This is a genomic window from Methylorubrum subtropicum (genome assembly GCF_038442325.1).
In the GTDB taxonomy this organism is placed as follows: domain Bacteria; phylum Pseudomonadota; class Alphaproteobacteria; order Rhizobiales; family Beijerinckiaceae; genus Methylobacterium; species Methylobacterium subtropicum.
The window spans coordinates 180,444-204,633 of sequence record NZ_JBBXMW010000005.1 but is presented as its reverse complement, the minus strand read 5'-3'; the positions used below and the strand labels follow the sequence as shown (position 1 = coordinate 204,633).

The 24,190-nt window shown below is 69.9% G+C and carries 18 protein-coding genes; 10 read left to right on the top strand and 8 right to left on the bottom strand.

All coding sequences use genetic code 11. The features are described from left to right. Positions 1-110 precede the first annotated feature (110 nt). The 4 genes from metH to AAHG03_RS09880 all read right to left on the bottom strand — a co-directional run bounded on the left by metH (position 111) and on the right by AAHG03_RS09880 (position 7,482). The gene (gene metH, locus AAHG03_RS09895; protein ID WP_342150457.1) at positions 111-3,863 is read right to left on the bottom strand and encodes a methionine synthase; all 3,753 of its coding nucleotides are present in this window, start codon (positions 3,861-3,863) and stop codon (positions 111-113) included. A gap of 198 nt (positions 3,864-4,061) precedes the next feature. After that, positions 4,062-4,982: a methylenetetrahydrofolate reductase [NAD(P)H] gene (gene metF, locus AAHG03_RS09890; protein ID WP_342150456.1), complete on the bottom strand. Its 921-nt coding sequence runs from the start codon at positions 4,980-4,982 to the stop codon at positions 4,062-4,064. A 98-nt stretch (positions 4,983-5,080) separates the two neighbouring features. After that, entirely contained in the window at positions 5,081-6,097 is a 1,017-nt protein-coding gene (locus AAHG03_RS09885; RefSeq protein WP_342150455.1) for an ArsR/SmtB family transcription factor, read from the bottom strand. 251 nt (positions 6,098-6,348) lie between these two features. Continuing rightward, positions 6,349-7,482: a patatin-like phospholipase family protein gene (locus tag AAHG03_RS09880; protein ID WP_342150454.1), complete on the bottom strand. Its 1,134-nt coding sequence runs from the start codon at positions 7,480-7,482 to the stop codon at positions 6,349-6,351. A gap of 324 nt (positions 7,483-7,806) precedes the next feature. Between AAHG03_RS09880 and ispG the strand changes: the two genes are divergently transcribed. From ispG to AAHG03_RS09845, 7 genes are all read left to right on the top strand, one after another. Then, positions 7,807-9,135 carry a flavodoxin-dependent (E)-4-hydroxy-3-methylbut-2-enyl-diphosphate synthase gene (gene ispG, locus AAHG03_RS09875; protein WP_412759733.1) on the top strand — a complete coding sequence of 443 codons (1,329 nt, stop codon included), beginning with the start codon at positions 7,807-7,809 and terminating at the stop codon, positions 9,133-9,135. A 276-nt stretch (positions 9,136-9,411) separates the two neighbouring features. Continuing rightward, the gene (locus AAHG03_RS09870) at positions 9,412-11,430 is read left to right on the top strand and encodes a potassium transporter Kup (protein WP_342150452.1); all 2,019 of its coding nucleotides are present in this window, start codon (positions 9,412-9,414) and stop codon (positions 11,428-11,430) included. 308 nt (positions 11,431-11,738) lie between these two features. Next, the gene (locus AAHG03_RS09865) at positions 11,739-14,012 is read left to right on the top strand and encodes a TonB-dependent siderophore receptor (protein WP_342150451.1); all 2,274 of its coding nucleotides are present in this window, start codon (positions 11,739-11,741) and stop codon (positions 14,010-14,012) included. Between the two features lie 120 nt (positions 14,013-14,132). Beyond that, on the top strand, positions 14,133-14,606 hold the full coding sequence (locus AAHG03_RS09860) for a hypothetical protein (protein WP_342150450.1): 474 nt from the start codon (positions 14,133-14,135) through the stop codon (positions 14,604-14,606). Positions 14,607-14,705: 99 nt separating this feature from the next. Beyond that, complete coding sequence (locus tag AAHG03_RS09855; protein WP_342150449.1) at positions 14,706-15,824, top strand: pyridoxal phosphate-dependent aminotransferase; 1,119 nt, start codon at positions 14,706-14,708, stop codon at positions 15,822-15,824. After that, positions 15,821-16,750: a prephenate/arogenate dehydrogenase family protein gene (locus AAHG03_RS09850; protein ID WP_342150448.1), complete on the top strand. Its 930-nt coding sequence runs from the start codon at positions 15,821-15,823 to the stop codon at positions 16,748-16,750. Before AAHG03_RS09855 ends, AAHG03_RS09850 begins: the two co-directional genes overlap by 4 nt. Before the next feature lie 106 nt (positions 16,751-16,856). Beyond that, positions 16,857-17,759 carry a glycosyltransferase family 2 protein gene (locus tag AAHG03_RS09845; RefSeq protein WP_342150447.1) on the top strand — a complete coding sequence of 301 codons (903 nt, stop codon included), beginning with the start codon at positions 16,857-16,859 and terminating at the stop codon, positions 17,757-17,759. A 9-nt stretch (positions 17,760-17,768) separates the two neighbouring features. Here AAHG03_RS09845 and AAHG03_RS09840 read toward each other — a convergent pair whose 3' ends face one another. After that, positions 17,769-18,872: a DUF2125 domain-containing protein gene (locus AAHG03_RS09840; protein ID WP_342150446.1), complete on the bottom strand. Its 1,104-nt coding sequence runs from the start codon at positions 18,870-18,872 to the stop codon at positions 17,769-17,771. A 348-nt stretch (positions 18,873-19,220) separates the two neighbouring features. Further along, positions 19,221-19,562, bottom strand: a complete 342-nt coding sequence (locus AAHG03_RS09835; RefSeq protein WP_056247736.1) for a hypothetical protein — start codon at positions 19,560-19,562, stop codon at positions 19,221-19,223. Between the two features lie 325 nt (positions 19,563-19,887). On the opposite strand from AAHG03_RS09835, the gene lptE reads away from it, so the two are divergent. The 3 genes from lptE (at position 19,888) to AAHG03_RS09820 (ending at position 22,614) form a co-directional block, all read left to right on the top strand. Then, a complete protein-coding gene (lptE, locus tag AAHG03_RS09830) occupies positions 19,888-20,442 on the top strand; it encodes an LPS assembly lipoprotein LptE (RefSeq protein WP_342150445.1) in 555 nt (184 codons plus the stop codon). A 215-nt stretch (positions 20,443-20,657) separates the two neighbouring features. Continuing rightward, complete coding sequence (gene holA, locus AAHG03_RS09825; protein WP_342150444.1) at positions 20,658-21,689, top strand: DNA polymerase III subunit delta; 1,032 nt, start codon at positions 20,658-20,660, stop codon at positions 21,687-21,689. An 85-nt stretch (positions 21,690-21,774) separates the two neighbouring features. Continuing rightward, the gene (locus AAHG03_RS09820) at positions 21,775-22,614 is read left to right on the top strand and encodes an intradiol ring-cleavage dioxygenase (protein WP_412759738.1); all 840 of its coding nucleotides are present in this window, start codon (positions 21,775-21,777) and stop codon (positions 22,612-22,614) included. 6 nt (positions 22,615-22,620) lie between these two features. On the opposite strand, the gene AAHG03_RS09815 is transcribed toward AAHG03_RS09820, so the two are convergent. Continuing rightward, entirely contained in the window at positions 22,621-23,040 is a 420-nt protein-coding gene (locus tag AAHG03_RS09815; protein ID WP_342150442.1) for a tellurite resistance TerB family protein, read from the bottom strand. 177 nt (positions 23,041-23,217) lie between these two features. Then, entirely contained in the window at positions 23,218-24,123 is a 906-nt protein-coding gene (locus AAHG03_RS09810) for a ParB/RepB/Spo0J family partition protein (RefSeq protein ID WP_342150441.1), read from the bottom strand. Between the last annotated feature and the right edge of the window lie 67 nt (positions 24,124-24,190).

Sequence of the window (24,190 nt, the reverse complement as noted above, 5' to 3'; positions counted from 1 at the left end):
TGAAGGGACCGGGGCGTCGCCGCCCCGGTCGGTCCGTCGGCTTGCCCCCGCGGGACCCCGCCCGGCAAGGCCAAAGTGCCGGCGCGGGCACGATCCCGCGACGGGTGTGCCTATTCGGCGGCGGCCTTGAGGTAGCGGCTGGGATCGTAGTTGAGGATCGGCCCGAGCCAGCGCTCGACTTCCGCCGTATCCATGCCCTTGCGCAGGGCATAATCCTCGACCTGATCGCGCTCGACCTTGGCGACACCGAAGTAATGTGCCTGCGGGTGCGCCAGATAGAGCCCCGACACGGAAGAACCCGGCCACATGGCGTAGGATTCGGTGAGCTTCACGCCGATGCGGCGCTCCGCCCCGAGCAGGTCGAACAAGGTGACCTTCTCGGTGTGGTCGGGCTGGGCCGGATAGCCGGGCGCGGGCCGGATGCCGTCGTACTTCTCGTGCACCAGCTCGTCGATGGCGAAGGCCTCGTCGGGGGCGTAGCCCCAGAACTCCTTGCGGACGCGCTCGTGCATGCGCTCGGCGAAGGCCTCGGCGATGCGGTCGGCGAGCGCCTTGACGAGGATCGAGCGGTAATCGTCGTTGGCCCGCTCGAAGCGCTCGGCGATCCGCACCTCCTCCAACCCCGCCGTCACCACGAAGGCGCCGACATAGTCGGCGATGCCGGTGTCGGACGGTGCCACGAAGTCGGAGATCGAGGTGTTGGGCCGCCCGTCGCGCTTCGACAGCTGCTGGCGCAGCCCATGGAAGGTCGCGAGCTTCTCGCCGCGGCTCTCGCCCGTGTAGAGCACGATGTCGTCGCCGACGCTGTTGGCCGGCCAGAAGCCGATCACCGCCTTCGGGTTGAACCAGCGCTCGTCCACGATCTGCTTGAGCATGGCCCGCGCGTCCTCGAACAGGGCACGCGCGGCCGGGCCCTGCTCGGGATCGTCGAGGATCGCCGGGTAGCGGCCCTTGAACTCGTAGGTCTGCAGGAACGGCGTCCAGTCGATATAGGGGACGAGGTCGGCCACCTCGTAAGAGCCGTAGACGCGGGTGCCGGTGAAGCTGGGCTTCTTCGGCGCATAGCCCGACCAGTCGATCTTGAAGGCGTTGGCCCGCGCCTTGGCCAGCGGCAGGCGCTGCTTGTCGGCCTCCGAACGGGCATGGGCGTCGGCGACCTTGGCGTATTCCGCCCGCACCTTCTCGACCGTGGGCCCACGGCTCTCCTTGGAGATCAGGCTCGACACCACGCCCACCGCGCGGCTCGCGTCGGTGACGTAGACCGCCTGGCCCTTGGCGTAGGCCGGGTGAATCTTCACCGCGGTGTGGACGCGGCTCGTGGTGGCGCCGCCGATCAGCAGCGGCACGTCGAGCCCCTCGCGCTCCATCTCGGCGGCGACATGCACCATCTCGTCGAGCGAGGGGGTGATGAGGCCCGACAGCCCGACGATGTCGACGTTCTCGCGCTTGGCGGTCTCAAGGATCTTGGCGGCCGGCACCATCACGCCGAGATCGATGATCTCGTAGTTGTTGCAGGCCAGAACCACGCCGACGATGTTCTTGCCGATGTCGTGGACGTCGCCCTTCACGGTCGCCATCAGCACCTTGCCGGCCGCCTGTCGCTGGCCGGTGCCGCCGTTGGCGCGCTTCTCCTCCTCCATGAAGGGTTCGAGATAGGCCACCGCCTGCTTCATCACGCGGGCCGACTTCACGACTTGGGGCAGGAACATCTTGCCCGATCCGAACAGGTCGCCGACCACGTTCATGCCGGCCATCAGCGGGCCTTCGATGACGTGGAGCGGACGCTCGGCGTTCTTCCGGGCCTCTTCCGTGTCGGCGACGATGTACTCGGTGATGCCGTTGACCAGCGCGTGCTCGATGCGCTTCTCGACGCTGGCCTCGCGCCAGGACAGGTCGGCGGTCTTGGCTTGCGCCGAGGCGCCGGTCTTGAAGCGCTCGGCGGCCTCCAGCAGGCGCTCGGTCGAGTCGTCGCGGCGGTTGAGGACCACGTCCTCGCAGAGTTCGCGGAGTTCGGCCGGAATCTCGTCGTAGACCGCGAGCTGGCCGGCATTGACGATGCCCATGTCCATGCCGGCGTTGATGCAGTGGTACAGGAACACCGCGTGCATCGCCTCACGCACCGGCTCGTTGCCGCGGAAGGCGAAGGACAGGTTCGAGACGCCGCCGGAGATGTGGGCGTGGGGGAGCGTCTCGCGGATGGTGCGGGTCGCCTCGATGAAGGCGACGCCGTAGGGGTTGTGCTCCTCGATGCCGGTGGCCACCGCGAAGATGTTGGGGTCGAAGATGATATCTTCGGGCGGGAAGCCGACCTGCTCAGTGAGGATGGTGTAGGCCTTGGTGCAGATTTCGACCTTGCGCTCGTACGAGTCCGCCTGACCCTGCTCGTCGAAGGCCATGACGACCACCGCCGCGCCGTAGGAGCGGCACACACGCGCGGCCTCGATGAACTTGTCCTCGCCCTCCTTCATGGAGATCGAGTTCACGATCGGCTTGCCCTGGATGCATTTCAGGCCGGCCTCGATCACCTCGAATTTCGAGGAATCGACCATCACCGGCACGCGGGCGATGTCGGGCTCGGCGGCGACGAGGTTGAGGAACTCGACCATCGCCTTCTGCGAGTCGAGCAGGCCCTCGTCCATGTTGACGTCGATGACCTGGGCGCCGGCCGCAACCTGATCGCGGGCGACATCGAGCGCGGCGGCGTAGTCGCCGTTGGTGATGAGCTTGCGGAATTTGGCCGAGCCGGTGACGTTGGTGCGCTCGCCGACGTTCACGAAGGGGATTTCCTTCGTGAGCACGAACGGCTCCAGGCCCGACAGACGCATCAGCCGCGGGATTTCCGGGATTTCGCGGGGCTTCTTGTCGGCGACCGCTTCCGCGATGGCGCGGATGTGGTCCGGCGTGGTGCCGCAGCAGCCGCCGACCATGTTGACGAGGCCGGACTCGGCGAACTCGCCGACGAGCTTGCCCATGGCCTCCGGGCTCTCGTCGTAGAGGCCGAATTCGTTGGGCAGGCCGGCATTCGGATAGGCGCAGACGAGGGTGTCACAGATGCGGCTGAGTTCGGCGATGTGGCCGCGCATCTCCTTGGCGCCGAGCGCGCAGTTCAGGCCGAAGGTCAGCGGCGAGGAATGGCGCAGGGAGTTCCAGAACGCGCCGGGCGTCTGGCCCGACAGGGTGCGGCCCGACAGGTCGGTGATGGTGCCGGAAATCTGGATCGGCAGCCGGATGCCGGTCTCGTCGAACACCTGCCACGCGGCGGCGATGGCGGCCTTGGCGTTGAGCGTGTCGAAGATCGTCTCGATCAGGATGAGTTCGGCACCGCCGTCGATGAGGCCGCGGACCTGCTCGACATAGGCCTGCTTCACTTGGTCGAAGGTGACGGCGCGGTAGCCCGGATTGTTCACGTCCGGCGAGATCGACAGGGTGCGGTTGGTCGGGCCGATGGCGCCCGCGACGAACCGGCGGCGCCCGTCCTGCTTCTCGGCCAGCGCGGCGGCCTCGCGGGCCAGCCGCGCGCCTTCCGCGTTCAACTCGTGGATGATCGATTCCATGCCGTAATCGGCCTGGGCGATCGTGGTGCCGGAGAAGGTGTTGGTCTCGCAGACGTCGGCGCCCGCGAGGAAGTAGTCGAGGTGGATCTGCCGGATCGCGTCGGGTTGGGTCAGGATCAGGAGGTCGTTGTTGCCCTTCTGATCGTGGCCGTGGTCCTTGAACCGCTCGCCGCGAAAGTCCTCCTCGGTGAACTTCAGGCGCTGGATCACCGTGCCCATCGCCCCGTCGAGGACGAGGATTTTTTGCGCCGCCCGCTCGCGGAGCGCGCGCTCGATCTCGGTGCCGTCGACGGGGGGGAAGGTGGTCATGTCGGACGATCCTGGGGGTTTCCGAAGGCGATGGCCGAAAGCGTCGGTGTCATCAACCCACCTCATCCTGAGGTGCCGGAGCGAAGCGGAGGGCTTTGAGGGAGCCCTCCAGAAATCACGCGATCCCTGGAGCCCTCCTTCGAGGCTGAGCTGACGCTCAGCACCTTAGGATGAGGGTCAGGGGTGGAGAAGCGGGCGTTACGCCGCCTTCGCCGCCGGCTTGGCCGGCGCCTGCGAGCGCAGGCCGAGCAGGTGGCAGATGGCGTAGACGAGGTCCGAGCGGTTCATCGAGTAGAAGTGGAAGTCCTCCACGCCCTGATCGACGAGGTCGAGCACCTGTTCGGCGGCGACGGCCGCCGCCACCAGACGGCGGGTCTCGACGTCGTTCTCCAGGCCCTCGAACCGGGCGGCGAGCCAGTAGGGCACCGAGGCGCCGGTGCGGCGGGCGAAGTTCGCCGCCTGCTTGAAGTTCTGCACCGGCAGGATGCCGGGGATGATCGGGATGTCGATCCCGGCGGCGCGCACCTTGTCGAGGTAGCGCAGGTAGATCTCGTTATCGAAGAAGAACTGCGTGATCGCCTGGTCGGCGCCGGCATCGACCTTGGCCTTCAGCGCGTCGATGTCGGCATCGAGCGAGGCGGCCTCGGGGTGCTTCTCCGGATAGGCCGAGACCGAGACCTTGAAGTCGCCGATGCGCTTGATGCCGGCCACGAGATCGGAGGTCTGGGCGTAGCCGCCGGGGTGGGGCCGGTAGGTGTAGCCGACGCCCTCGGCCGGATCGCCGCGCAGCGCCACGATGTGGCGCACGCCCGCATCCCAGTAGGACTGCACCACCGCGTCGATCTCCTCCCGCGTGGCGTTCACGCAGGTGAGGTGGGCGGCGGGCTTCAGACCCGTCTCGCGCACCATGCGGGCGACGGTGTTGTGGGTGCGCTCGCGGGTCGAGCCGCCCGCCCCGTAGGTCACCGAGACGAATTTCGGCTGCAGCGGCGCCAGACGCTCGATCGAGGACCAGAGGATCTTTTCCATCTCCTCGGTCTTGGGCGGAAAGAACTCGATCGAGACGCGGATCGGGCGGAAGCCGTCGCGGCTGGCGCGGTGCTGGGAAGCGCTGGGCATCGGAATCGTCCCCTTCGTGTCGGTGTCGTCTTGTTGTTCGATGATGTCCGGGTCGTGTCGGCTTGAGCGTGTCGTCTCAGGCTCTCATGCGCAGGCTTTCATGCGACTGCCCGTTCGTCCTGTTCGTCCGCGGCGTCGTGAGCGAGCCAGAGGGTGACGGTGAGCGGGTGCTCGGTGCCGTCGTCGGGGGCCAGATTCCGGCTCTCGACCCGGCCGAGCCCTGCCTGCACGAGCCAGCCCGTCACCTGCTCGGCCGCGAAGCCCAGGCGGCGATGGGCCTGGGTCTCGCGCAGGTGCTCCAGGGAGTGGGGCGCGAAATCGACCACGAGCAGGCGCCCGCCCGGCGCCACGAGGCGCACCGCCTCGCGGAGCGCGCGCACCGGATCGTCGAGGTAGTGCAGCACCTGATGCAGCACCACGAGGTCGAAGCCGGCCCGGCCGAAGGGCGGCGCGTGCAGGTCGCCCTGGCGCAGATCGACCCGCGACAGGCCGGCCCGCTCGAGGTTTGCGCGGGCGACCGACAGCATGGCGTGGCTCGAATCGAGCCCGGTGGCGCGCCCCGCGCGCGGCGCCAGCAGGGCCAGCATCTTGCCGGTGCCGGTGCCGAGATCGACCACGTGGCGGATCGGGCGATCCCCCAGCGCGTCGAGTACGGCGGCCTCGACGGTGGCCTCGGGCACGTGGAGCGAGCGCAGCCGGTCCCATTTGGGAGCCAGCCGGGCGAAGAAGGTCTGCGCAGCCTCCGCCCGCTGCGCCCGCACCGAATCGAGCCGGGCGCGGTCCTCCGAGAGCGGCGGCTCCTCGCGGTGGAGCGCGGCGATCAGCGGCTCGACGAAGCCGACCGCCGCCTCGCGCAGACGGAAGAACGCCCAGGCGCCCTCGCGGTGGCGCTCGATCAAGCCGGATTCGACCAGAAGCTTGAGATGGCGCGAGATGCGCGGCTGCGATTGGCCCAAAATGTCGGTGAGGTCGGAGACCGACAGCTCGCCCTCGGCCAGCAGCGCGAGGATGCGCAGCCGCGTCTCCTCGGCGGCGGCACGCAACACGGCAAGCGCCTCGGCGAAGGGCACCGACGCCGCGGGGGAGGCCGTCCTGTGGCTGCTCTCGCTAGACATAAAGATATCTTTATGTGCGTAGCGGCGAGGGCGCAAGCGAAATCGCGTTACGGGGCGGGGCGGCTTGTTACGGTTTGAGCGGCGCGACGGTTCGATATCCCTCACCCGTCATTCCGGGGCCGCGGAGCGGAACCCGGAATCCACCCGTGATGCGGGAGGCCCGGCCGAAGTCGAACCGTCGCGGCCAGTCGTGGATTCCGGGTTCGCTTCGCGCCCCGGAATGACGGTGGGAGGGGAGGAAGAGGGGCGGTCTACTGATACGCCTTCTTCAGATCGAGCGTGCAGCGCACCCCCACCTCGCCGTACCCCTCGTCGAGCCACGCCTTGGCCGCGGCGCGGCCCTTGTCGCGCAGGCGCTCGATCATGCGCCAGCGGGCGTCGAGGCGGGAGGAGGCGGCGTAGTCGTCCAAGAGGTCGGTGCCGTCGATGCGGTGGAGGAAGACCGGCGCCAGCCCCTCGACCGATTGCCCGTTCTCCTCGATCAGGCCGTGCACGAAGTCGATGGCGCGCAGTTCCCGCATCAGGTTGGCGTTGAAGGTGATCTCGTTGAGGCGGTTCTGAATGTCCTGCGCGGTGCGCGGGGTCTCGCGGCGCTCGACCGGGTTGATCTGGATCAGCAGGATGTCGCGGGTGCGGGTCTCGTGCAGCGGGTAGAGCGCCGGATTGCCGAGATAGCCGCCGTCCCAGTAGGGCACGCCGTCGATCTCCACCGCCTGGAACACGGTGGGTAGGCAGGCCGAGGCCAGGAGATGGTCCGCGGTCAGGCGTTCGCGCTCGAACACCGCGAGCTTGCCGGTCCAGACGTTGGTGGCCGAGACGAAGACGTTGGCGGTCTGCGCCTTCCGCAGGCGCTCGAAATCGACCACGCGCTCCAGCGCGCCGCGCAACGGGTTGATGTTGAGGGGGTTGGCCGCATACGGCCCGGGATTGAGCACCTTCAGCCACGCCTCGACGAAGGGGTTGCCCTTCCAGACGTGGAACAGCCCGTCGATCCAGCTCTGCTTGACCGGGTTGAGGTCGGCGTCCAGGCTCGCCTCGCGCCAGAACGCTTCGAGGGCGGCGCGGGCGCCATCCGGCCCGCCCGCGAGCCAGCCGTCCACGAGGACGACGGCGTTCATGGCGCCCGCGCTCGCGCCGGTCACGGCCTCGAAGGCGACGCGCCCGTCCTCGATCAGCGCGTCGAGCACGCCCCAGGTGAAGGCGCCGTGCGAGCCGCCGCCCTGGAGCGCCAAGGCCACCGCCTTCTCGGCCCGCGGCCCGGCCAGCCCGCGGAAGCCTTCGCCCGGCTGGGTGGTGTGGGCGATCGGGCTCGGGATCGCGGTCACGGGATTGTGAGCGTCGTCGCCGGGCGTGTCGGCGCTCGTCTCGGGGCTGATCCTGTCCATCGTGCCTCGCGGGAATTGTTGCAGCGCGTTGTTAGATGGTGCAAAGCAGCATCCGGTTCCGTGCGGTGCTTTGACCGCAGGTGCCCGGTGCATGACAGGTGAACGCGCGGACCACGCGGCGGCATCCTTGCATTCGCGGTGCCCGCGCTCGACATCCCGCTCCGGATACGACATGGAAGCGGCCTCGATCCGAGGCGCGCTCTCGCACCCGTTCGCGCGGGCGGGGGCATCAGGTCGCGGAGCGCGACGGATTCGGCTAGGATCGCGTTCGCGCGACGCCCCAAGGCCGACACGCGCGGACAACCGACGACCCGCGAAGGCACGATGGAAGTCATGGAAGCTCCCGACGCCCTGGCAAACCCGATCGAGTCCCCGAGCCCGAACATGCGCGGGCCGGAGATCGCGGGGCCCGCCCCGCGCCACCGCACCGTCGGCGTGCAGATCGGCGAGGGCGAGGGCGCGGTCACCGTCGGCGGCGGCGCGCCGATCGTCGTGCAGTCGATGACCAACACCGACACCGCCGACATCGACGCCACCGTGGCCCAGGTCTCGCAGCTGGCGCGGGCCGGCTCGGAGCTGGTGCGCATCACCGTGGACCGCGACGAGGCGGCGGCGGCCGTGCCGAAGATCCGCGAGCGCCTCGACCGGATCGGCTGCCACGTGCCGCTGGTCGGCGACTTCCACTATATCGGCCACAAGCTCCTGTCCGACCATCCGGCCTGCGCCGAGGCGCTGGCCAAGTACCGGATCAATCCGGGCAATGTCGGCTTCAAGGAGAAGAAGGACACCCAGTTCTCGACCATCGTCGAGCAGGCGATCAAGTACGGCAAGACGGTGCGCATCGGCGCGAACTGGGGCTCGCTCGACGAGGCCCTGCTGACGCACCTGATGGACGAGAACGCCCGTTCGCCCCAGCCGATCGACGCCCGCGCGGTGATGCGCGAGGCGATGGTGCAGTCGGCGCTGACCTCCGCCGACCGCGCGGTCGAACTCGGCCTGCCGAAGGACCGCATCATCCTCTCGGCCAAGGTCTCGGCGGTGCAGGACCTGATCGCGGTCTACCGCGAGGTCGCCCGCCGCTCCGACTACGCGATCCATCTCGGCCTGACCGAGGCCGGCATGGGCTCGAAGGGCATCGTGGCGGCCTCGGCCGCCATCGGCGTGCTGCTGCAGGAGGGCATCGGCGACACGATCCGCTACTCGCTGACGCCCGAGCCCGGCGGCGACCGCACCGTGGAGGTGAAGGCCGCGCAGGAACTCCTGCAGACCATGGGCTTCCGGACCTTCGTGCCGCTGGTGGCCGCCTGCCCCGGCTGCGGCCGCACCACCTCGACCACGTTCCAAGAGCTGGCCCGCGACATCCAGAACTGGATCACCACCTCCATGCCGGAGTGGAAGAAGACCTATCCGGGCGTCGAGAGCCTGAACGTCGCGGTGATGGGCTGCATCGTCAACGGGCCGGGCGAGTCGAAGCATGCCGATATCGGCATCTCGCTGCCGGGCACCGGCGAGACCCCGAGCGCGCCGGTCTTCATCGACGGCAAGAAGGCGATGACGCTGCGCGGCGCCACGCTCGCCAAGGACTTCGAGGGCATCGTCGTCGATTACATCGAGCGCCGCTTCGGCCAGGGCAAGCGCGACGCCGCCGAGTGAGGCGTAGCCCTCTTCCGTAGAGACTGCCGAGCCCCGGCGCCGTATCCGGGGCTCAGGCTTCCGTGCTAACGCTGGTCCGACCTGAGCGCCCGGCGAGGCCGCGATGTCCGGCCCGACCTTTGCGACCCCGAGACCCGCGACGCCCCCGGTGCGCCCCTCCCCCGCGAGGGCGCCCCTCGCGGCGGGCCGGCGCCCGTTCGGGCGACCGACGCAACTCCTTCACGCGATTCCGGCAGAACCCTGCCGACGACGCGCCTCTGCGAACCCCACGGCCCGATGACCCAGCCTGCCAGCCCGAGCCTGCCGGCCGATCCCCGCCCGGCCTCCGCCCAGGCCACGCCTCCGGCGTCCAGTGCCGGCGGCCCCGCGCCCGGCGAGGGCGGCCCCGTCGCGACCTCTGCCGGCGCCATGGACGCCTCCGCGGACGGGGGGCACGGGCACGGCCGCACCGGCTTCTGGGCGCTCACCGTCGGCTCGGTCGGCGTCGTCTACGGCGATATCGGCACGAGCCCGCTCTACGCCTTCCGCGAAGCGCTCGCCCCCTCCCGCGTCGACGGCATCCTGCTGCCCGAGGAGGTGATCGGCACTACCTCGCTCATCATCTGGGCGCTGCTCCTGATCGTGACGATCAAGTACGTCGCGATCCTGCTGCGCATGGACAACAACGGCGAGGGCGGCATCCTCTCGCTGATGGCCAAGGCCCGTCAGGCGCTCGGCGGCTCCAAGCTCGTGTTCATCCTGGGCCTGCTCGGGGCCTCGCTGTTCTACGGCGATTCGGTCATCACGCCGGCGATCTCCGTGCTGTCTGCGGTGGAGGGCCTCAAGCTCGTCACGCCCGCCTTCGACGACTACGTGCTGCCGATCACGGTGGCGATCATCGTCGGCCTGTTCGCGGTCCAGAGCCACGGCACCGCCCGCGTCGCGACCTTCTTCGGGCCGATCATGGTGATCTGGTTCCTGGCGCTGGGGGCGGCGGCGCTCCCCTACATCGTCGGCAATCCCGGCGTGCTCGCCGCCTTCAATCCCTGGTACGCGCTGCATTACCTGCTCGGCCACGGCACCGGCGCGCTCGTCGCGCTCGGCGCGGTGTTCCTGGCGGTGACGGGGGCGGAGGCTTTGTTCGCCGATCTCGGCCATTTCGGGCGCCGGCCGATCCAGGTGGCGTGGCTGTTCCTCGTCGCGCCCTGCCTCGTGCTGAACTATCTCGGCCAGACCGCCCTGGTGCTGGCCAAACCCGACACCACCGATCCGTTCTACCAGCTCGTGCCCGAATGGGGCCTGATCCCCATGGTGCTGCTCGCCACCATCGCCACGGTGACGGCGAGCCAGGCGGTCATCACCGGCGCGTTCTCGCTGTCGCGGCAGGCGATCCAGCTCGGCATGCTGCCGCGCATGGAGATCCGCCACACCTCCGAGGCGCATTCGGGCCAGATCTACCTGCCGCGGATCAACATGCTGCTGGCGCTCGGCGTCGTGATCCTGGCGGTGACGTTCCGCTCGTCCTCGGCGCTGGCCTCGGCCTACGGCATCGCCGTGACCGGCACGATGCTGCTGACGGCTTCCATGGCCTACGTGGTGCTGTGGAAGGTGGCACGCTTCAAGCCCGTGGTCGCGGGCCTCGTGATGGCGCCGTTTATCGTCCTCGAGTTCCTGTTCATGCTCTCGAACCTGCTCAAGGTGCACGAGGGCGGCTACGTCCCGCTGATGCTGGCCGGCGGCCTGATGCTGATGATGTGGACCTGGGTGCGGGGCGTGGCGATCCTCGTCAACAAGACCCGCAAGACCGACGTGCCGCTGGTCGAACTCGTCGGCATGCTGGAGAAGAGCAGCTCGTATCAGCGGGTGAAGGGCACGGCGGTGTTCCTGACGAGCGATCCCGACATCGCCCCGGCGGCGCTGCTGCACAACATGAAGCACAACAAGGTGATCCACGAGAAGAACGTGGTGCTCACCGTCGAGACCATGGACCGGCCGCGCGCGCCGGAATCGGAGCGGGTGCGGATCGATCCGGTGGGGCCGGGCTTCTACCGGGTGGTGATGCGGTTCGGCTTCATGGAGACGCCCAACATCCCCCGCACGCTGTCCTTGCTGAAGCGCGAGGGTTTCAAGTTCGACATCATGTCGACCTCGTTCTTCCTCTCGCGCCGCTCGATCCGCCCGGCGGCCCATTCGGGCATGCCGCTATGGCAGGACCGGATTTTCATCACCCTGGCCAAGAACGCGAACGACGCCACCGACTTCTTCCAGATCCCGACCGGCCGCGTGGTCGAAGTTGGCACCCAGGTGACGGTGTAACGGGTTCCCAAAGGGCAAGCCCTTTGGCGGGGCGCCGGGGCGGAGCCCCGGCCACAACCTGACACCCCGTGCCGCACACCGCGACACGGGGCGCGCGCATTTCTGTGACCCCCCCGCTACAGCCCCCCGGCTTTCCGTGAATTGCGCCCCCGCCCGCCTTGCCCCGCGGGCCGGGGCTGGTACGGCTGTGCTTACGAAAAGCCTGTAATAACAGCAGTTTAGCATAATTCCAAACTGTCGGTCCGGTGGCGCGAGAGGCTCGCGACCGCCCGGTTCGGCCGTTTCGGACAGATGGGGCGCACAGGGTGATGCGGTCGGTTCACACGCGGGTCGGCAGACACGGATTGCGGCGGGCGGCCCTGGCGGGCGCCTCGCTCATCGCCCTCACGGTCGGGGCGCTCGCCCAGCAGAGCACGCGCCTCGACGAGATTTCGGTGGCGGGCGAAGGCGGCAACGGAGGCGCCACGGCCGGGCGCGTCCAGCCGGGTCCGACTGGCCCCGCCGCCGCCTCGCGGCGCGAAGACCCGCTCGGCCCGGTGAACGGCTACGTCGCGACCCGTTCGGTCAGCGCGACCAAAACCAACACCCCGCTGCTCGAAACCCCACAATCGGTCACCGTGATCGGGCGCAAGCAGATCGAGGCGCAGGGTGCGCAGACGCTGACTCAGGCGACGCAGTACACCGCCGGCATCTATTCCGGCACCTTCGGCCCCGATCAGCGCCAGGATTACTTCACCCTGCGCGGGTTCGTCGCCAGCGACTACGGCATCTACAAAGACGGCCTGCAGATGCTGAACTACGGTTTCGGCACGATGAAGATCGAGACCTACGGTCTCGAGCGCATCGAAGTCATCCGTGGGCCGTCCGCGACCCTGTTCGGTGCCGGCAATCCCGGCGGCATGGTCAACCAGATCACCAAGCGCCCGACCACGACCGCGTTCGGCGAGGTCGAGGTCGGCGGCGGGTCGTTCGGGCAGGTCTACGGGGCGTTCGACGTCGGTGGCCCGGCCGACGAGTCCGGACACTTGTTCTATCGCCTCACCGGCATCGGCCGGATGGGCGGCACGCAGGTCGATGGCGCGGATGCGGATCGGGCCTATATCGCGCCGGCCTTCACGTGGCGCCCGGATGCCGGCACCTCGCTGACCGTGCTGACGAGCTACCAGCGCGATTCGAGCGCGGTGACGGCGAACTTCCTGCCTTATCTCGGAACCGTTCGTCCCAACGTGAGCGGCTTGCGCATCGATCGCTCCCTCAACGTCGGCGACCCGCGCATCAACACGTTCCAGCGCGAGCAGGCCTATGCCGGCTACGAGTTCGAGCACGCCATCGACGCGACGTGGACCGTCCGTCAGAACCTTCGCTACTCGTTCAGCGACGCCATCCAGAACTCGTATATCGGCCAGATCGGTTATACCGATGCCGATCAAAGGCCCCTGCTCGGGACGCAGACCCAGCTCGGCCGCTATCAGTTCAACTTCAGCGACAAGGTCAACCTGTTCCAAGTCGACAACCAGGCGGAGGCGCGCTTCTCCGACGGCCTGTTCCTGCACGACGTGCTGTTCGGGGTCGATTACAAGAACTACACGCTGCACGACAACCAGGGCTCGATCTTCCCCGGCCCGAGCCTCAACCTGCTGAACCCGGTCTACGGCATCATCACCGGGCGTCCCCTGCCGTATCAGGTCAACGTCAACCGCTTCGATCAACTCGGCCTCTACGTTCAGGACCAGATCAAGCTGACCGATCGCCTGACCCTGGTCGGCGGCCTGCGGCAGGATTTCGCCCAGAGCGACGTGGATACGAAGCTCAATCCCCTGGGAAGCACTTCGCGCAAGGATCAGGCGCTCACGGGCCGGATCGCGCTGCTCTACAATTTCGATCCCGGCATCGCGCCTTACGTGTCCTACTCCACCTCGTTCCAGCCTCAGATCGGGCTCGACGCCCTAACGCTTCAGTCGCTCAAGCCCGACCGGGGCGAGCAGGTCGAGGTCGGCGTGAAGGTGGAGCCGCTCGGGGAGAACTACTCGTTCACCTTTGCCGCGTTCGACCTCGTGCGCGACAACGCGCCGTTCCCGGTCGTGGCAGACATACCGCCCTTCTTCGGCTCGACTCAGCTCGGGACGGTCCGCTCGCGCGGCCTGGAGGCGCAGTTCGCCGCCAACCTCTTCGACGGCCTCAACGTCGTCGCGGCCTTCACCCACTACGATCTCGAATACATCAAGGTGAACGATCCGCGCCTCATTCAGCTGTTGGGCAAGACACCGACCAACGTGCCCGAGACGCTCGCATCGATTTTCGCCGACTACACCATTCCGACCGGGGATCTGCGGGGCTTCGGCTTCGGCGGCGGCGTGCGCTACGTCGGACGCTCGTTCGCCAATCAGCTCAATTCCCTACAGGTGCCGGAATACGTCCTGTTCGACGCGACGGTGCATTACAACTGGGGCAACAACTGGCGGGCTGCCATCACGGCCGCCAATATCGGCGACCGGCGCTTCGTCAGCTCGTGCCAGTCGGCCAACTCGTGCTTCTACGGTGAGGCTCGCCGCGTCATCGCGAGCGTGAACTACCGGTGGTGAACCGCCGCAGGGCCCGTGCGCGGGCCCTGGCCGGGCTTTGACGCGGCCGCGGGCCGGACTATCTCGGGGCTCTCCGACTTTAAGCGGATCGTGAGAATCCGCGGCCTCCGAGGAACGTCGATGACCGCCCGCCTTCTGCTCGCCGCCGCCCTCGTCGGCGGCCTTCTCGCTCCGGCCGCCGCGCAGGAGCCCGCCACGCCGCCCAAGCCGACCCCGCCCGCGGAGAGCGCCGCGCCGAAGGCCGAGGCGCCGGAGGCCGGGCAGCCGCGCTCGATCCGCAACGCGCCGAGCCCGCGGGCGCTGGAATTCGCCGCCTACATCTTCTCCGCCGTCAACGTCTGCGGCTACGTCCTCAACACGGCCGAGTTCGAGACGCTGCTCGCCAAGCAGAACACGCGACCCGAGGACGTCAGCCCGCGCGGGCCGTTCGGCAACCGGGTGATGGGCATCTTCACGCTGATGTCGAACCAGATGAACCTCAACCGCGAGCAGGCCTGCCTCGCGGTGGCCGGCGAGTACGGCCCCGAGGGCACGGTCACCAAGAACGTGCTGCTGCCGCCGGGCACCACCCCGCCGGAGAAGAAGGCGCAGTAAGCGCGACCCAGCCCCGCGGGAGCCGGCGCATGACCGGCTCTCGCGCGGGCGCGAAATGCTGTAGAGGGACGGCCATTCTCTTCGCCGCCCCGTGCTGCCATGTCCGCTTCCCCGTCCGCCCTTCGCCCCCTTCCCCGTCCGGGCGTGCTCGCCATCGAGGCCTACGTGCCCGGCAAGAGCGCCGCGCCGGGCGTGGCGAAGATTCACAAGCTGTCCTCGAACGAGACGCCGCTGGGGCCCAGCCCCCGCGCCGTCGAGGCGCTGCAGGCGGAGGCCGGCACGCTGGCGCTCTATCCCGACGGCACCTCGGCGCGCCTGCGCGGGGCCATCGGCGCGCGCTACGGGCTCGATCCGGCCCGGATCGTCTGCGGCGCGGGCTCGGACGAGCTGCTGACGCTCCTGGCGCTCGCCTTCGTCGGCCCCGGCGACGAGGGCATCTTCTGCGAGCACGGCTTCCTCGTCTACCGCATCGCCATCCTGACGGCGGGCGGCACCCCGGTCGTGGCGCCGGAGACCGATCTCACGGCCAACGTCGACGCGATCCTGGCCGCGGTCACGCCGCGCACCCGCATCGTCTATCTGGCCAACCCCAACAACCCGACCGGCACCTACCTGCCCTTCGACGAGGTGCGTCGCCTCCACGCCGGCCTGCCGGGCAACGTGCTGCTCGTGCTCGACGGGGCCTATGCCGAGTACGTGCGCGCCAACGACTACTCGGCGGGTCTGGAGCTGGCGCTGGAAGCCGCCAACGTCGTGATGACCCGCACCTTCTCGAAGATTCACGGGCTCGCCGCGCAACGCATCGGCTGGATGGTCGGCCCCGAGCCCGTGGTCGATGCTCTCAACCGCATCCGCGGCCCCTTCAACCTCTCGGCCGGCGCCATCGCGGCGGGTGCGGCGGCCATCGCCGACGACGCCCACGTCGCGGCGGCGGTGGCCCACAACGACGAATGGTTGGCGTGGCTCGCCCGCGAGGTCGAGGCGTTGGGGCTGACCGTCACGCCGAGCGTCGGCAACTTCCTCCTCGTCCATTTTTCGGACACGCCCGGCCGCACCGCCGCGGAGGCCGACGCCCACCTGACCCGGGCCGGCGTGATCGTGCGGCGCGTCACCTCCTACGGCCTGCCCGATGCGCTCCGCGTGACGGTCGGCAGCGAAGAGTCCAACCGCGCGTTCGTGGCCGCGCTGACCGGGTTCCTGCGCGGAGAGGGGGCGTGAGCGTCGAACGGCTCGCCATCGTCGGCCTCGGGCTGATCGGCTCGTCCATCGCCCGCGGCGCCCGCACCTACGGGCTCGCCAAAGCAATCGTCGCCATCGACCGCGACGCGCACGTGATCGAGCGGGTGCGGGCGCTCGGGCTCGCGGATCTCGCCACGACCGACGCGGCGGAGGGTGTGCGGGGGGCCGACCTCGTGATCCTGTGCGTGCCCGTCGGCGCCATCGGCGCGGTGGCGGAAACCATCGCGCCGCATCTGAAAGCCGGCGCGGTCGTCTCCGATGTCGGCTCGGTCAAGGCCGCGGTGGTCGCCGCCGTGAGCCTGCACCTGTCGGACGCCAACGTGTTCGTGCCGGCCCATCCGGTGGCCGGCACCGAGTATTCCGGGCCGGATTCGGGGTTCAGTACCCTGTTCTCGAACCGCTGGTGCATCCTCACGCCCCCCGAGGGCGCCGACGAGGCCGCGGTCGAGCGGGTGCGGGTCTTATGGGAAGGCCTGGGGGCCATCGTCGAGACGATGACGCCGGAGCACCACGACCTCGTGCTGGCCATCACCAGCCACGTGCCGCACCTGATCGCCTACAACATCGTCGGCACGGCGGCCGATCTGGAGGAGGTCACGCAGTCCGAGGTGATCAAGTTCTCGGCCGGCGGATTCCGCGACTTCACCCGAATCGCCGCGTCCGACCCGACCATGTGGCGCGACATCTTCCTCACCAACCGCGAGGCGGTGCTGGAGATGCTCGGGCGCTTCAACGAGGACCTGTCGGCCCTGTCGCGGGCGATCCGCTGGGGCGACGGCGAGGCCCTGCACGAGCTGTTCACCCGCACCCGCGCGATCCGCCGCGGCATCGTCGCCATGGGCCAGGAGACCGCGGAGGCCGATTTCGGCCGGGCCCGCACCGCCGCGCCCGCGGCGCAGGGTTAGACAATCGTCCTGGATATGAAATCCAGGACGATTGTCTAAGTTTTTGTGTCACATCGGCTTTTTTCCGAAAGCCGGTATCCACCTTTCGGACCGATGCTCTAGAGCGATGCGCCGTCTCACCCTCGTCACGACCGCCCGCGACCAGGGCCCCCGCCTCGTCGAGTGGCTGGCCTTCCACCGCGCCGCGGGCGTGCGCGACGTCGTGGTCTACGACGACGAGAGCCGCGACGACACCGCCGCGATCCTGGCCGCACACAAGGCCCTCGGCGTCGTCCGCGTGCCCTGGCCCGAGGCCCGGGGTGCGGCCCATCTGCTGACGCCGCAGGACCATTTCCTGGCCGCCCGCAGCCGGTTCTTTCCCTTCGCGGTCTTCCTCGACCTCGACGAATTCCTGATGCCGCTGCCGGGCGACACGATCGAGCGCTGGCTGCGCGCGGTGCCGCCGCACGCCGGCACCGTGCAGTTCGCCCCCCGCGCCTTCGCCCCCGTGGCGGGCGTCGGCCCGACCGATCTCGTGCTGCGCCGCTTCGCCCCGGCCGTGGACGGCTCGGGCGAGGAGCGCCGCCCGGCCCGCGGGCTCTACCGCCACGGCGCCGTCACGCTGATCCGCGACGCGCTGCTGCCGGAGGTGGTCCAGGGCGAGCGGCTTGGCGGCGATCTCTTGGCCTTCGAAGGCGATGTTCCGCCGCCGTCGCGGGGGGGGCCGATCCGCCTCGTCCGCTGCGACGGCGCGGCCGCCACCGGCCGGCCCGACCCGACGGTGCAGGACTGGATCGGCCCGACGCTCACCGAGATGCGCCTGTTTCTCGCCGACCTGCGCGCGCGCGACCCCGGGGCGGCCGCGCGCTTCCGGGCGCTGTCGGCGGACGTGGCGGAACTCGACGCGCCGGTCGCGAAGGGAGACCTCGCGCGGTGGCGCCGGCACCAGCTCCATCGCCGCCGCCTGGAGACGGCGGGGCGCACGTTGCGCCGGATGCTGCTCCGCCGCGGCCCCGCGCCCTGGGCGTGAAAGCGGCGCTCAGTAGAGCGCCGGCAGCACCACGTTCGGCACCGCGAACGGCCCGAGCATCAGCCGGCCGTCGCCGAGCTTGAGCGTCGGCAGCGGCTTGAGCGCGTCGGCGCCGTTCTCCGCCATGGCGGCGTCGCCCTCCTCCTTGCGGCGCAGGCCGCCCAGGAACTGGCCGACGAGGTTGCCGATCAGGGCGCCCTTGTCGGCGCCGTAGCGCTGGCCCATCACCTGCCCGACCAGCGCCTCCAGCCCGACCGCGCGTAGGTCGAACCGACCCTCCGGCCGGTGCGCCGCGTCGAGCCCCACAGTACCCTTGGCCTGGAGCCGGCGCTCGCCCTTGGCGATCGACAGCCGCGTCACGTCGAGCCGCCCGCCGGCCTGGCGCCACGTCTCCAGCTCGCGCGCGACCGTGCCGGTGCGCAGCACCGCGGCCTGCTCGATGGTGGTGTCGAGATCGATGTCGGCCGGGTCGGGGCTGCCCGCGAGCGCATCGAGGCGCGGCACGGCGGCCTTGACGAGGCGCAGGCTCACATCGACGGCGCCGTCGGTGGCGAAACGCCCCGGCGTCGGCCGGGCGTGCAGTTCGAGATGGTTGGCGGCGAAATCGATCGGGCCGGGATCGGGCGTGTTCACCACGCCCTTCGGGCCATCGACCACCAGCGAGGCGCGGCTGAAGCCGTCGGAGGCGGCGTGGAAGCTCGCTTCCAGCGACGACCACGTCATGTCGGCGCTGAGATCGCCCTGCTCGACCCGGAACGGGCCGGCGGCCTCCAACAGGACGAGGCGCGGATCGTAGACCTGCACGACCACGGTGAGCGGCCCGAGCGAGAAGCTGCCGTCCGAGCGGGCGAAGCGCAGGGAGGCGCAGCGCAGTTCGAGCCGGAACGGATAGCCGGTGATCGAGCGGTCGGCGCAGGTCCATTGCCTGCCGGCCTTGGCTTCCTGGGCGAGCCAGCCGTCCATCTCGCTCTGCGCCCGCGCGCGGATCAGGAACCAGCCGACGCTCCACACCACCACCAGGGCGGCGAGCAGGATGTAGGGGAGAAACAGGCCGATCCGCCTGCGAGGCCGGTCCGCCGGCCCGCCGGGGATCGGGGAAGAAGTCTGCGCCATCAAGGTCGTCCCGCGCGGCCCGGCGAAGCGGCCGGGCGGAGCGTGTTTGGAGACCGGGCGCGCGCAAGGCAAGTGCGGGGTGTCGCGGCGCTATGGCTCGGAGCGAGAGTCGGACGACGGGGCCGGCCCGCGTTTCACATCCCAGCCGTCATTCCGGGGCCGCGAAGCGGAACCCGGAACCCACCCGTGATGCGGGATGCCCGGCTTAAAGCTGCGCCGTCGCGGCCAGTCGTGGATTCCGGGTTCTCGCCTGTGGCGAGCCCCGGAATGACGGCAGCAGAGTACGGGAGGCCCTCGATCTCGGCCCGGCGCCGCTCTTCGGCTCGACGCAGGGTCGCGAGGCGACGGTCAGGCGGTCGCCGCCTCGTCGAGCACCAAGTCCGCCACGATGGCGCGGCGCTCGTCGTCGCCCTCGGCGAGACGGTGCACGTGCATCTCGGTCGCGCCCTTCTGGCGGACGCGGGTGAGCCAGCCGCGGGTCAGCCGCTCGCGCGGGCTCTCGCCGGTCGCCGTCACCGAGACCGGCTGGGCGATGCCGGCGCCGTCGCGGCGCACCGCGATCAGCACCGCCGGCCCGACCTCGGTCAGGTCGGAGGCGGCGATCTCGTGGACGCCGACGACGTAGCGCCGGCCCGAGCGCCCGCGCCACGCGCTCAAGGCCAGGGCCGGACTGCCGCGCAGGCCCGCCATCGTTCGCAGACGCTCCTCGCGCACATCGGCTCTCCGGGTTCGGTCGTCCCTCAGGTCGCGCAGAGCGACGGACCATGACAGGGCTCGTTTGTTCGCCATTTGTTCTAATCTACCCCGCGCGTTCGCTCAGCGTCAAGGCGTGGTCGAAGGCGTGAATGCGATGAGCCTGAGATGGGGATCGCCGCCCTCGCGCACAAGCGCGGGACGCCATCACGGTCTCGCCGCAGAGGGTTCGTAAAGCATGCCCCCGGTAGGATGACCGGGCGTGCGGCTTGCCGTACAAGCGGAGCCGTACGCGGGTCGGGGAGCAGCCGTGAGGCATCGGATGGGTGTGGCGTCGGACAGGCCGGGGGCCCGGATCGCGCGGGTGGCGCTCGCGCTCGGGCTCGCGCTTAATCTCGGCGCCTGCTTCCGCCCGCTCTACGGGCCGACTGCCTCGGGCGAATCGATGCAGACCGTGCTCGCCGCGATCCAGGTCGACGACGTCGTGATGGCGCAGGATCAGGAGCGGCTCGGGCATTACCTGCGCAGCGAACTCATCTTCGCCCTCGACGGCTCGGGCCAGGCCGGCCCGCCCAAGCGCTACCGGCTGAAGATGCAGGGCAGCGAGCAGGTGCAGACGCCGATCGTCTCCTCCACCACCGCCCGCGCCGAGGCCGGCACCATCGTCGGCACGATCAAGTACGTGCTGGAGAGCAGCGACGGGCAGCGGATCATCACCGAGGGCGTGGCCGTCTCGACCGCGACCTACGACCGCTCGATCCAGCGCTTCGCCTCGCTGCGCGCCGCGCGCGATGCCGAAATCCGCCTCGCCAAGGTGCTGGCCGAGCAGATCAAGACCCGCATCGCCTCCGTCCTCGCCGTGAAGCCGAACAGCTGAGCGGGCGTTTGACCGGCTTGTCCCACCCACTCCCCTCATCCTGAGGTGCCGCGTCAGCGGCCTCGAAGGAGGGCTCTAGGGATCGCTGAGCGAACTGGAGCCCTCCTTCGAGGCCTCCGCTGCGCTCCGGCACCTCAGGATGAGGGGGGGATGGAAAGCGCCCTGAAGGGGGCCGCGGTCACCTCGAAATGCCAACGCAAGCAGGCTGTTAGATCATGACGGCGGTCAAGGCCGGGGATGTCGAGGGGCTGATCCGGCGCGGGCCCGATCCGCGCGTGCCCGTGATCCTGATCTACGGTCCCGATACCGGCCTCGTCGCCGACCGGGCGGCGCGGCTGATCGCCAAGCTCGTGCCCGACCCGGACGACCCCTTCGCCCTGATCCGCCTCGACGGCGACGTGCTGGCGGGCGATCCCGGCCGCCTCGTGGACGAGGCCGGCACGCTCGGGATGTTCGGTGGCTCGCGCACGATCTGGGTGCGCTCGGGCAGCCGCAACTACGCGCCTGCGGTCGATGCCGCGTTGAAGGCCCCGATCGAGGGTGCCCGCATCGTCGTGGAGGCCGGCGACCTCGCCAAGTCGGCGCCCCTGCGCACGCTCTGCGAGGGCTCGCCCAAGGCGCTCGCCCTCCCCTGCTACCCCGACGACGAGCGCACGCTGGCCGACCTCATCGACCGCACCTTGCAGGAGGACGGCCTGCGCATCGACCGCGACGCCCGCGACCTGCTGGCCGGCAGCCTCGGCAGCGACCGCCGCGCCAGCCTCTCCGAGATCGGCAAGCTCTCGCTCTACGCCCGCGGCCAGGGCAGCGTGGCCGTCGAGGATGTCGAGGCGATCGTCAGCGATGTCGGGGCCAGCGTCCTCAACGAGCTGATCGACGCCGCCTTCTCCGGGCGCGCCGGGGAGGCCGAGCGCACCTATCGCCGCTTCCGCCACGAGGGCATGGACCCCTCCGCAATGCTCGGCGCGGGGCTTCGGCACGCCCTGCAATTGCTGTCTCTGCGGCTCGACAATCCCCGCGGCAGCGCGAGCCAGATCGTCGCCAACTGGCGCGGCCTGCATTTCCGACGCAAGGCCACCGCCGAGACGCAGCTCGCCCGCTGGTCGGCGGAAGCCTTGCGCCCGGCGGTGGCGTGGCTGCAGGACGCGGTGCTGGCCTGCCGCCGCGCCGAGCCGGATCTCGCCCACGCCCAGGCCCAGGCGATTTTTTTGAGAATTGCCGTCGAGGCTTCGCGCCGGCGCGCCTGAACGCCGCCGTGACGGCGGGAAACATCCGGGACATCCTCACGGTGTAGCGCTCGCGCGAACCACCACCGGGAGAACCCTCATGCCGTTGCCGTCGAATTCGCGCCGCGGGCTGCTGTCCGTTCTCGGCCTCGGCGCCGCCGGCCTGCTGTCGCGCCCCGCCGCCGCGGCGGCGCCCGCGGACGGGGCCGATGAGGGTGCCTGCCTGCTGACCCCGCAGGCGATCGAGGGCCCGTTCTACACCGATCCGCGCCTCGTGCGCACCGACATCACGGAAGGACGCGCGGGCGTGCCGCTGCGCCTGCGGCTGCGGGTGATCGAGGCCGGCCCCTGCACGCCGCTCGCCGGGGCCCGCGTCGATGTCTGGCACTGCGATGCGCAGGGGCTCTACTCGGCCTATCCGGGCCAGGGCGATTCCCGCCGCATCGACACCAGCGGCCAGACCTTCCTGCGCGGGACGCAGGAGACCGACGCGAGCGGGTGGGCGGCGTTCGATACGATCTATCCGGGCTGGTACCCCGGCCGGGCGACCCACATCCACCTCAAGGTGTTTCTCGACCGGCGCACGGTGCTGACGGGGCAGATCTACTTCCCCGACGCGCTGAGCGAATTCCTCTACACCCAGGTGCCGGCCTATGGCGGGCGCAAGGTGGAGCGTCTCGTCGTCAACGCCAACGACGGCTTCGCCCGCGAGGAAGACCCACAGCGGCGCGCGTTCTGCGCCGTGAAGGAGGAGCGCGACCGCTACGTCGCGAGCCTCGTGATCGGGGTGAACCGCGGTGTCGACGTCGCCGACCTCACCGAGCGGTCGGTGACGCCCTCCGGCCGGCCGGAGCACCCGCCGCCCGGCGGGCTCGGGCCGCCGCGCCTGCTCACCCTCAAGGACCGGCTCGCCGCCCTCGTGCCGGGGCTGGGGCGGCGGCCCTGATCCCGATCAGCGGTCCAGCACGGCCCGGTCGTTCTTGGCGACCAGGGTGCGGAAATGCGGGTTCAGCTCGGCCTCGCTCAGGCCGAAGGCCTGGGCGAACTCCATGATCAGCCGCTGCTCGCCGGGCTCGGCCTCGCCGTCGGCCATGGCGCTGTCGATCATGTTGAGGACGATGCAGAGCCGCTGGTCCGGGCGCAGCCGCGGGCCGGCGTCCGCCAGGAACTGCTGCGGCGGGGTCGAGCGGGCATAGCGCAGGAGCGCGTCGAGCTGCTGGCGGGTGGTGTTGCGGCCGAGCACCGACATCAGGTGGCCCAGCTCCTCCGGATCGAGTTCGCCGTCGGAGCCCATGCAGTAGAGCAGCGAGATCACGAGGCAGTTGCGCGGCGTCAGATCGAGCGGCGATTGCGACTTGAACATATTGAACATCGTCGGGCCTCCGGCGTCGTTCCGCTCAGGGCGGATGGGCCGGAGGCTGATAGACGCGTTGACCAGTCCTGTCGATGGGATCGAAGCCGGACGATCTCGCCGATGATTTAATCCGATCTGGCCGGCCCGCTCAGCCGGCAAATCTATTCTCGGGTCGATCAATAAAGCGCGAGCGCTTTACGCCTCCGGCGTGCCTCCGAGCTTGCGGCAGAGCGCGTCGCGCTCCTCGGCGCTGGCGTAGCGGATGCGGATTTCCCCCTCCCCGCTCGCCTTGTCCTTCACCGCCACCGCATGGCCGAGCGCGCGGGCCAGCACGTCCTCCAGGGAGCGCACGGTCGCGTCGCTGCCGGAGGCCCGGCGGGGGCGGCCGGGGCGGGGCGCCTCGGAATCCGAGGTGTTGTCGGCGGCTGCCAGCGCCTCGACCTCGCGCACCGACAGGCCCTCGGCGACGATGCGGCGGGCGATGGCTTCCGGGTCGCGCACCGAGAGCAGCGCCCGGGCATGCCCCGCGGTGATCTCACCCGCCGTCACCCGATCCTGGATCGCGGGCGGAAGCTGCAACAGGCGCAGGGTGTTGGCGAGATGGCTGCGGCTCTTGCCGAGCAGTTCGGCGAGTTCGGCCTGGGTGTACTGGAACTCGCCCATCAGCCGCTCGTAGCCGGCGGCCTCCTCGATGGCGTTGAGGTCGGTGCGCTGGACGTTTTCGAGGATCGCGTATTCGAGCGAGGTGCGGTCGTCGATCTCGACGACGACGACCGGCACCTCGGTGATGCCGGCGCGCTGCGCCGCGCGCCAGCGGCGCTCGCCGGCGACGATCTCGAAGGTGCCGGGCACGGCTGGCAGGGGTCGGACGACGATGGGCTGGATCACGCCGCGCTGGCGGATCGAGGCGGCGAGCTCGTCGAGTTCCGGTTCGGAGAAGCGGCGGCGGGGGTTGCGCGGGTTCGGCCGCAGGAACTCGACCACCACCTTGCGCTGCGATTGCGGCGGCCGGGCATCCTCCCGCGGCGCGTCGTCGGAGAAGTCGCCGATCAGGGCCGCGAGCCCGCGCCCGAGCCGCGGCCGCGCCGCATCATCCGCCATCGCCACTGGGAAACTCCGTTACTGATTCGATACTGACGCCGGACGACGAGCCTGTCTCGTCGCCGTA

Bases quoted from the DNA above. Each gene is read 5' to 3' on its own strand.
- metH (WP_342150457.1), bottom strand. From the start codon at position 3,863: ATGACCACCTTCCCCCCCGTCGACGGCACCGAGATCGAGCGCGCGCTC.
- metF (WP_342150456.1), bottom strand. From the start codon at position 4,982: ATGCCCAGCGCTTCCCAGCACCGCGCCAGCCGCGACGGCTTCCGCCCG.
- AAHG03_RS09885 (WP_342150455.1), bottom strand. From the start codon at position 6,097: ATGTCTAGCGAGAGCAGCCACAGGACGGCCTCCCCCGCGGCGTCGGTG.
- AAHG03_RS09880 (WP_342150454.1), bottom strand. From the start codon at position 7,482: ATGGACAGGATCAGCCCCGAGACGAGCGCCGACACGCCCGGCGACGAC.
- ispG (WP_412759733.1), top strand. From the start codon at position 7,807: ATGGAAGTCATGGAAGCTCCCGACGCCCTGGCAAACCCGATCGAGTCC.
- AAHG03_RS09870 (WP_342150452.1), top strand. From the start codon at position 9,412: ATGACCCAGCCTGCCAGCCCGAGCCTGCCGGCCGATCCCCGCCCGGCC.
- AAHG03_RS09865 (WP_342150451.1), top strand. From the start codon at position 11,739: ATGCGGTCGGTTCACACGCGGGTCGGCAGACACGGATTGCGGCGGGCG.
- AAHG03_RS09860 (WP_342150450.1), top strand. From the start codon at position 14,133: ATGACCGCCCGCCTTCTGCTCGCCGCCGCCCTCGTCGGCGGCCTTCTC.
- AAHG03_RS09855 (WP_342150449.1), top strand. From the start codon at position 14,706: ATGTCCGCTTCCCCGTCCGCCCTTCGCCCCCTTCCCCGTCCGGGCGTG.
- AAHG03_RS09845 (WP_342150447.1), top strand. From the start codon at position 16,857: ATGCGCCGTCTCACCCTCGTCACGACCGCCCGCGACCAGGGCCCCCGC.
- AAHG03_RS09840 (WP_342150446.1), bottom strand. From the start codon at position 18,872: ATGGCGCAGACTTCTTCCCCGATCCCCGGCGGGCCGGCGGACCGGCCT.
- AAHG03_RS09835 (WP_056247736.1), bottom strand. From the start codon at position 19,562: ATGGCGGGCCTGCGCGGCAGTCCGGCCCTGGCCTTGAGCGCGTGGCGC.
- lptE (WP_342150445.1), top strand. From the start codon at position 19,888: ATGGGTGTGGCGTCGGACAGGCCGGGGGCCCGGATCGCGCGGGTGGCG.
- holA (WP_342150444.1), top strand. From the start codon at position 20,658: ATGACGGCGGTCAAGGCCGGGGATGTCGAGGGGCTGATCCGGCGCGGG.
- AAHG03_RS09815 (WP_342150442.1), bottom strand. From the start codon at position 23,040: ATGTTCAATATGTTCAAGTCGCAATCGCCGCTCGATCTGACGCCGCGC.
- AAHG03_RS09810 (WP_342150441.1), bottom strand. From the start codon at position 24,123: ATGGCGGATGATGCGGCGCGGCCGCGGCTCGGGCGCGGGCTCGCGGCC.